The sequence below is a fragment of the Deinococcota bacterium genome (assembly GCA_030858465.1).
In the GTDB taxonomy this organism is placed as follows: Bacteria; Deinococcota; Deinococci; order Deinococcales; family Trueperaceae; genus JALZLY01.
Window position 1 is genome coordinate 1 of sequence record JALZLY010000230.1, and the last position, 6,377, is coordinate 6,377.

General features: G+C 64.7%; 4 protein-coding genes. All 4 read left to right on the forward strand.

Annotated features, from left to right (window positions below; translation table 11 throughout):
• Positions 1 to 359: 359 nt before the first annotated feature.
• On the forward strand, positions 360 to 1,997 hold the full coding sequence (locus tag M3498_11630; GenBank protein ID MDQ3459934.1) for an ABC transporter substrate-binding protein: 1,638 nt from the start codon (positions 360 to 362) through the stop codon (positions 1,995 to 1,997).
• A gap of 52 nt (positions 1,998 to 2,049) precedes the next feature.
• Positions 2,050 to 2,985, forward strand: coding sequence for an ABC transporter permease (locus M3498_11635; GenBank protein MDQ3459935.1), 936 nt, complete (start codon positions 2,050 to 2,052; stop codon positions 2,983 to 2,985).
• Complete coding sequence (locus M3498_11640; GenBank protein MDQ3459936.1) at positions 2,985 to 3,869, forward strand: ABC transporter permease; 885 nt, start codon at positions 2,985 to 2,987, stop codon at positions 3,867 to 3,869. Before M3498_11635 ends, M3498_11640 begins: the two co-directional genes overlap by 1 nt.
• A 106-nt stretch (positions 3,870 to 3,975) precedes the next feature.
• Positions 3,976 to 6,377: N-6 DNA methylase (locus M3498_11645; GenBank protein MDQ3459937.1), on the forward strand; the 2,402-nt coding region annotated here is incomplete at its 3' end.

Sequence of the window (6,377 nt, forward strand, 5' to 3'; positions counted from 1 at the left end):
GGCCTGCTGGAGGTGCTCTAGCCTGCTGCCGAGGCGCGTTTGACGCGGGTCACGGCGCCATGGTAACTTTCATCAGCCACTTTTAGATCTGCCTCGTGATCGGGCAAAGTGAGACCCTTACCGGAGGGGCCAACACCGGAGCAGAGCGGGGGTTCCTTAGCGAACCGCAAAGGCCAGGGAGGCAAAGCGCCTTGCTTGGAGGGTGCCGGATATGCTCGAGCGCTTTAGCAGCGCGAGTGGCGGGTGCTCGGCTGAGCGATAGCAAAGAGAGGCCCGGCTCGAGCCCGATGACCCGGGCCGGTGAACTCAAACGCAGTCTTTGAAGGGATGCGTGACAAGATGAAGGGATGTGTGACAAGATGACTACAGACGGTCCTTACCCGCTCGCACGGCGCCTCCTGGGCGCGCTCGCCGCCGTTGCTATAACAGTTGCTACAACAGTAGCCGCGGTCGCTCTGGCAGGAGCGACCTGGGCGCAAGAGGAGCCGCGGCGTGGCGGCGTGCTCGAGTACATCGTCTCTGCCGAGCCGCCCTCCTTTGACGCCCACCGCGAGACGACCTTTGCCATGCTCCACCCCATCCGCCCTCACTACAACCTGCTCATCAAATTCGACCTCGAGAACTTCCCCGAGGTCGTCGGCGACCTCGCCGAGAGCTGGGAGGTGGCCGACGACGGCCTCACCTACACCTTCACCATCCGCGAAGGCGTGCGCTTCCACGACGGCAGCCTACTCAGCGCGCGCGACGTCAAGGCGACCTACGACAAGATAATCTTCCCGGCCGAGGGCGTCGCCAGCGTCCGCCAGGCCACCTACGCGATGGTCGAGAGTATCGAGGCGCAAGGCGACAGCACCGTCGTCTTCGCCCTGGAGTGGCCCTCGGAAGCCTTTCTGGCCAACCTGGCCTCGCCCTTCAACTGGGTCTACCAGGCCGACCGCCTCGAGGAAGACCCCCACTGGTACGAGCGCAACGTGATGGGCACCGGCCCCTACACCTTCGTCGAGTACGTGGGCGGCTCGCACTGGGAAGGACGGCGCAACGAGGACTACTTCAAGGAGGGCCTGCCCTACTTGGACAGCTACCGGGCGCTCTTTATCCGCGACCCCTCGGCGCAGGTCGCCGCCGTCCGCGGTGGCCGGGCGCACCTGGAGCTGCGCGGTTTTACCCCCAGCCAGCGCGACGAGCTCGTCCAGGCCCTCGGCGACGAGATCGAGGTCCAGGAGAGCGCCTGGCTCTGCAACAACACCGTGGTCATCAACACCCAGCGCCCGCCCTTCGACGACGCTAGGGTGCGCCGCGCCCTGACGCTGGCCATCGACCGCTGGGCCGGCGCACAGGCGCTCTCGCAAATAGCCATCGTCGGACCCGTAGGCGGGGTCATGCGGCCCGGCTCGGCCTTCGCGCCCTCCGAAGAGGAGCTCGAGGCCATCGCGGGCTTCGGCCGCGACATCGAGGCCGCGCGCGAGGAGGCTCGGCGCCTGCTGGACGAGGCGGGCGTCGCCCAGGGCTTCAGCTTCACCCTCTTGAACCGCGACGTGCGCATGCCCTACGAGCCCATCGGCATCTACGTCATCGACCAGTGGCGGCGCATCGGCCTGAACGCCGAGCACCTCGTGCGCGAGACCGGCCCTTACCTGGCCGAGCTTCGCGGCGGCGACTACGACGTCGCCATCGACTTCACCTGCGACTTTATCGACGAGCCGGACGTGCAGCTCAACAAGTTCATCTCGGCCGAGCTGAGCCCCGCCAACTACGGCCAGTACGACGACGAACGGCTCGATGCGCTTTACGAGCAGCAGAGCCGCGAGCGCGACCCCGAGGAGAGGATGCGGCTGGTGCGCGAGTTCGAGCGCATCGTCCTCGATGAGGAGGCCTACCAGTTCCACGTGCTCTGGTGGTACCGCATCATCCCCTACCGCTCGAGCTTAGAGGGCTACCACATCTCGCCCGCGCACCACCTCGAGCCGGACATCGAAACCTACTGGCTGAGCGAGTAATCCCGCAAACGATCGCTCCGAGCAAGGACTTGGCGTGCTCAAATACTTTGCAATGCGGCTCCTCTTGATGCTCCCCACCCTGCTGGCGGTGGCGGTCATCGTCTTTCTGCTTGTCAGGGTGGTGCCGGGCGACATCGTGGAGATCCGCTTAGTCGGCACCGGCGCCTACGTCTCGCAGGAGGTAATAGACGCCGAGCGGCGGGCGCTGGGCCTCGACCGGCCGGTCCTGGCCCAGTTTGGCAGCTACCTCTGGGGGCTGTTGCGCTTCGACCTGGGCACCTCGATGTGGACCGGCCGGCCGGTGAGCCAGGAGATCGCCATCCGCTTGCAGCTCAGCCTGCAACTCGCCGTCATGGCCACCATCATCGCCGTCGTCCTGTCGATTCCGCTGGGCATGCTCGCCGCCCTCAAACAGGACACCTGGGTGGACTACGCCATCCGCGTGTTCAGCATCGCCGGGCTGGCCACGCCGTCGTTCTGGCTGGGCATCTTGATCCTGCTGTTTTTGGTCATCTATTTCAACTGGGTGCCGCCCACCACCTTTACGCCGTTTTGGCGCGACCCGTTGGAGAACCTCTCGCAGCTCATCTGGCCGGCCCTGGCGGTCGGCTACCGCTACTCGGCGGTAGCCACGCGCATGATGCGCTCGGCCATGCTCGAGGTGATCCGCGAGGACTACATCCGCACCGCCCGCTCCAAGGGCCTCTGGGAGCGGGCGGTCGTCTCCAAGCACGCCCTCAAGAACGCCATCTTCCCGGTGATCACCATCATCGGCCTCGAGTTCGCCTTTTTGCTCGGCGGCCTGGTCGTCACCGAACAGGTCTTTAACCTGAACGGCATCGGCAAGCTCTTCGTCGACGCCGTCGCCCGCCGCGATTATCTGATCATCCAGGGCCTGATGCTGCTCATGGCCTTTACCTACGTCTTCGTCAACCTGCTCGTCGATCTCGTCTACGCCTGGCTCGACCCCAGGGTGGCCTACGGCTGATGGCCGCCGGACCCGTCACCTACGGCACCTCCAAGGCGGCCGGGCGCAGCGGGAGCTGGCTGGGGCGCTTTGTGCGCAGGCAGCCGGGCGGCGCGCTAGCGGGCGCCGCCGTCGTCGTAATCATCCTGGTCGCCGTCTTCGCGCCCTGGCTGGCCCCTTACGACCCCTTGGAGATCAACTTCTTGGTGCAGCTCGCGCCGCCCAGCGGCGCGCACCCGTTAGGCACCGACACCTTTGGGCGCGACGTCCTCTCGCGCATCATCGTGGGCGCGCGCACCGCCGTCCTGATCGGCTTTTCGGCGGCCATCGTGGGCACCACCCTGGGCGCTCTCTGGGGCGCGGTCAGCGCCTACTTCGGCGGCACCTTCGACCTGTTGATGCAGCGCCTGGTGGACATCGTCATCGCCTTTCCCATCATCATCGTGGCGCTGGCGGTGGTGGCCATCCTCGGCCCGGGACTGATGAACACCATCATCGCGCTGACCATCCCCATCATTCCCAAGGTGGCCCGGGTAGTGCGCTCGAGCGCCCTGGTCGTGCGCGAGACGCAGTACATCGAAGGGGCGCGCGCGGTCGGCGCGGGCCACCTGCGCGTCATCTTGAGCCACATGGCCCCCAACCTGGTGGCGCCCTACCTGATCATGCTCACCGCCATGCTCGGACAGGTCATCTTGCTCGAGGCCTCGCTCTCCTTTTTGGGTCTCGGCGTCGTCGAGCCCACCGCCTCCTGGGGCCTGATGCTGCGCGGCGCGGCCACCGAGTACGCCCAGCGCGCGCCCTGGCTGGCCATCTTTCCCGGTCTGGCGATCACCGTGACGGTAATGGCCTTCAACATCCTGGGCGACTCCTTGCGCGACGTCTTCGACCCGCGGCTGAGGTCGTAAGCTCGAGTCCCCCAAAGAGGCCTCGAGCTGGCGCTGAAGGGTGTTGCTCGGCAAGCGGTTTGAAAATCTTGTTTCACAGCCACCGCTCCAAGTGCTAGATTGAGCTATGGTTCAATCCGGGCTTCAACCGGAGCCCTTGCAGGCTGCCTTCGCCACCATGCACGCCGCCTTGCGCGAGGGCATGAACGAGGACGACGTCGAGCGGCTATTTCAAACGGTCTACCTCGCGCTCGGCTACATGCGCGTCGCTCAGGACATCCTCGGCAAGCGCAAAGGCAAGAGCGGCATCCCCGACGTGCGCCTCCTGAACACCGACGAGAGCGTCCAGGTGGTCGTCGAGCTTAAAAAGCCCGCCGAAAGCTTGCGCGACCACGAAGCCCAGCTCTTTCGCTACGTGCGCGACCTGCGCTCGAGCTACGGCCTCTTGAGCAACGGCGAGGATGTCTGGCTGTATAAGCGCAGCGGCCTCACCCTCGAGAGCGTCTTGAAAACCACGTCGGCGGCACTCGCCGAAGACGCCTCGCCGCTCGCGCCCCTCGCCAAGGAGACGCTCGAGTTCACCAACTTCAAGCAGGTGAGGACACGGCTGGAAGAGGCGCGCGGCGAAGGTTTGGAACTCACCAATATCGACAGCCTGCCCGCCGAACAGTTCCTGCGCGCTTTCGCCCTCGAGCTAGAGAGTCCCTTCGGCAGCCTAGTGAGCACCATGCAAGGGCTCCTGGACGAACTCCTCGGCAAGAGCAGCTTCGTGGACGGCGCTTATGACTTCTGGAAAAAGACCTACGCTAGAGAGCTGAGCGGCGAGGACGTGCCCAGGGTGTGGCGCGACTTCTTGCCGAACACCCGCAAGGAGGACATCTACCGCTTTACCTTCGCCCTCGAGACCGCCTACCTCCTCAGCGCTCGCCTGATTCTCGCCAAAGCCATTCAGGACCACGACAAGGACGGGCGCATCAGCACCACGCACATCGCCAAGCGGTTTTTGAGCGACCTCGACAGCGAAGCGGACGACCGCAGCGGCAGGCTTGTACCCACGGCCTACCTGAAGGCCACCCAGATACTCTTCAACCGCTACGCCACCTCGCTCTTCACCTCGATTTACGCCCAGGACCTCTTCGACTGGTGGCGCGACTACAAGGAGGCGCCCGCGGCGGCGCAAAACGCCTTCGCCCTGAGCGTCGCGCGCACGGTTTTGAGCCTCATCCGCTTCGACTTCGCCAAGCTCGAGGGCGACCTCCTGGGCGAGCTCTACCAGAGCTACTTCGACCCCGAGACGCGCAAGGCCCTGGGCGAGTTCTACACCCCGCCCGAGGTCGTCGCCTTTATCCTGGACGAGGTCGGCTACACCGGCGACAGGAGCACCCGGCTGCTCGACCCCGCCACCGGCAGCGGCACCTTCTTGATCACCGCCCTGCGGCGCTACCTGAAGGCCAACGCGGAGCGCGACCCGGTCGAGACCCTGGACGGCATCACCAAGGAATTCCGCCTGGTCGCCTTCGACGTCAATCCCTTCGCCGTGATGATGGCGCAGATCAACGCCGCCGCCCTCCTGGTGCCGCTCTACGCCAGGGCCGTCCAGAAAGACCCCAAGCTGGTCTTGCGCCGCCTGCCCATCGTCCGCACCGACTCGCTCAGGCAGGAGGTGGTCGAGGGCGACGTGCAGCGGCGCGGCATGGAATACGGCCTCGACTTCGGCAGCGACACCATCACCGCCTACGTCGAACTGCCCATCAAGGACCCTGCCGCCAAGGGCCAAGCCCTTCGCGTCGGCCTCACCTTTCCCAGCCTCGAGGCCGCCAGGAACCAAGGGAAAATCCAGAACGAACGCCTCTGGCTCTTGGCGCTCCAGTCCGTCTTCGCCGCCGTCGAAGGGCTTTCCCAAGCCTACGACGAGGGTAGGCGCGGCGCCGACCTTCCCGACTTGAGCACGCTCCTAAGGAGCGAACTCGCCCTCTTCGAGCCCAACCCGGATGAGCTGACGACCTATCTGGCGCCCTATGCTGGGGGCGTATGGGACAAGCTGAAGATGCTCAAGGAGCAGCACGGCGACGGCAGGTTCTTAAAGACGCTCGAGGACCTGATGCTCGGCCTGGTCTTAAAGCACTACCTGAAGTACGACTTCGTGGTGGGCAACCCGCCCTATGTGCGCGTGCAAAACCTGCCCGACATCCAGAAGCAATACTGGCTGGGCAAGTATCTTTGGGCCAAGGGAAAATACGATATTTTCTTGCCATTCATCGAGCGTGCCGTTTCAGGCGAGCGTGCTTGGTTAAGAAAGGGCGGCAAGCTTGGCTACATCACGCCAAACCGTTTCCTAAACACTCACTACGCCCACGAACTGCGCGATGCTATGCCGAAGACAGTGACCATTCTCTCCATCACCGACTTTAAGGCCGTAACCTTCGCGCCGCCGGATGAGGACCAAGCAACACGCCTCTTTAGGGAAGCGATGGTGTACCCGGCTGTCACCATTGCCGAACGCAGCGAGCCTCCAAACGGGGACTACAC